Consider the following 1945-nt stretch of genomic DNA (forward strand, 5'->3'; position numbering starts at 1 on the left):
GTTCCTGCAGTGGTGTCAACCCCTGCTCGGCGCCGAAGATTACGCCACCACCGAGGGCGCGGTAGCCGAGCTGCTGCGCCCCGGTGGGGCGGGGCGCGCGCTGCACGCCGCCCTGGCCGACTACGACGCCACCCCCGGCGTCGGCAGCTGGCTCGACGAATTCTGGCCGTCCCGGTATCTGGGCCGCCGCGACCGGATCGCGATCAACGCCAACTTCGTGTTCCTGTTCCGCGACGACACCCCCCTGGCGGCGTCGACCCTCGCCGGGCAGACCGAGCGGGCAGCCGCCATCATCGGGGCGGCCGTCGATTACAAGCTGGCGCTGGACGCGGAGAAGATCGCGCCGGTGACCCAGCGTGGGCAGGCACTGTCGATGTGGCAGAACAAGTACCTGTTCTCCGAGACCCGGATTCCCGGCGAGATCCAGGACAGCGTCCGCAAGCCCTACAGCCCGGAATGGCCCGGCCCCTCGGATGCCCGGCACATCGCGGTCTTCTACCGCGGCAACATCTTCCGGATGGATGTCATCGGACCCGACGGCGCGCCGTACGCGTTCGACGACGTGGTCGACGGGCTGCGCGCGGTGATCAAGGGCGGTACCAAGCCCGCCGCGACCGACACCTCGGTCGGCCATCTCACCACGAAAGCCCGTGCGGCATGGGCGCGCAGCCGGGAAGTGCTGCGCACCGAGCCCGCCAATGTCGAGGCCTTCGACGCGGTGGAGACGGCGCTGTTCTCGGTGTGCCTGGAAGACTTCGCCCCGCGCGACGAACTGCACGCCTGCGATCAGCTGCTCCACGGTGACAGTGGCAACCGCTACTTCGACAAGTCGGTGACGTTCATCGTCTTCGCCGACGGTCAGTCCGGCATCAACATCGAGCACTGCGGACTCGACGGCACCACCGTGCTGTCGTTCGTCGACGCGCTGCTCGAGCGGACCGCCCAGGACCACGCGGCGACCAGCGGCGCGCAATCGCAGGGGCTGCCCTCGGTGGAGCCGATCGAGTTCGTGCTCGACTCCGCCGCCCGCGCCGACATCGCCGCGGCGGGCGCCGACTTCGCCCGCTTCGCCGCCGACACGGCCACCTCGCTGGTGTCGTTCGACGACTTCGGCACCGGCGAGGCCAAGAAGCTGGGCATCTCACCCGATGCCTTCGCTCAGCTCAGCTACCAGCTCGCCCACCGGCGCAGCAAGGGGCTCACCGGCGCCACCTACGAATCCATCGCCACCCGGCAGTTCCGCAACGGCCGCACCGAGGCCATGCGCGTGGTGACCCCGGAGATGGTGGCGTTCGTCGACGCGATGGTGTCCGACGACGCCGACCCCGCGACCAAGCTGGCCGCGGCGCGCACCGCCGCGTCCGCCCACGTCGCGCGGGCCAAGGAATGCCAAGCCGGGCAGGCACCCGAGCAGCACCTGTGGGAACTGGAGTGGATCCAGCGCCGCCGCGGCGAACAGCTCGGCGTCGCCGATGAGCGGATCGCGCTGTTCGACAGCCCCGGCTGGACGATCATGCGCGACGACTACCTCTCGACCAGCTCGGCCCCGTCGAAGTACATCCGCTACTTCGGCTTCGGCTCGACCAGCCCGCGCTGCATCGGCATCGCCTACGTGCTGCTGCCGGATCGGTGGAACATCTACCTGGCCACCCCCAAATCGGTGTCCGACCAGATGTACGCCTTCGCCGATCACCTGCGCACCGCCGTAGCCGACCTGCGCGAACTGCTCGCTCAACCGGCGTGATCGTTTCCCGGCGTGCCGCACCGCGCGGTGCGCCGGGAAAACCGCTGGGTCGGGTATGAAACAATCTCTACTCGTGAAGAACTTCGAATCCCTGTTCGCCGAGCTGACCGAGCGTGCCCAGACCCGTCCCGAGGGCTCTGGCACCGTGGCCGCGCTGGACGCAGGCGTTCATTTCCAGGGCAAGAAGGTCCTGGAGGAGGC

1 protein-coding gene and 1 pseudogene are annotated in these 1945 nt (G+C 69.2%); both read left to right on the top strand.

Features of this window, described 5'->3' with window-relative positions:
• On the top strand, window positions 1-1744 hold a 1744-nt coding region (locus tag ACFWF3_RS34045), incomplete at its 5' end, for a choline/carnitine O-acyltransferase (protein WP_379318122.1).
• A gap of 55 nt (window positions 1745-1799) precedes the next feature.
• Window positions 1800-1945, top strand: a pseudogene (locus ACFWF3_RS34050) (phosphoribosyl-ATP pyrophosphatase); the annotation flags it as partial.

The sequence above is a fragment of the Nocardia sp. NPDC060220 genome (genome assembly GCF_042727815.1).
In the GTDB taxonomy this organism is placed as follows: Bacteria; Actinomycetota; Actinomycetes; order Mycobacteriales; family Mycobacteriaceae; genus Nocardia.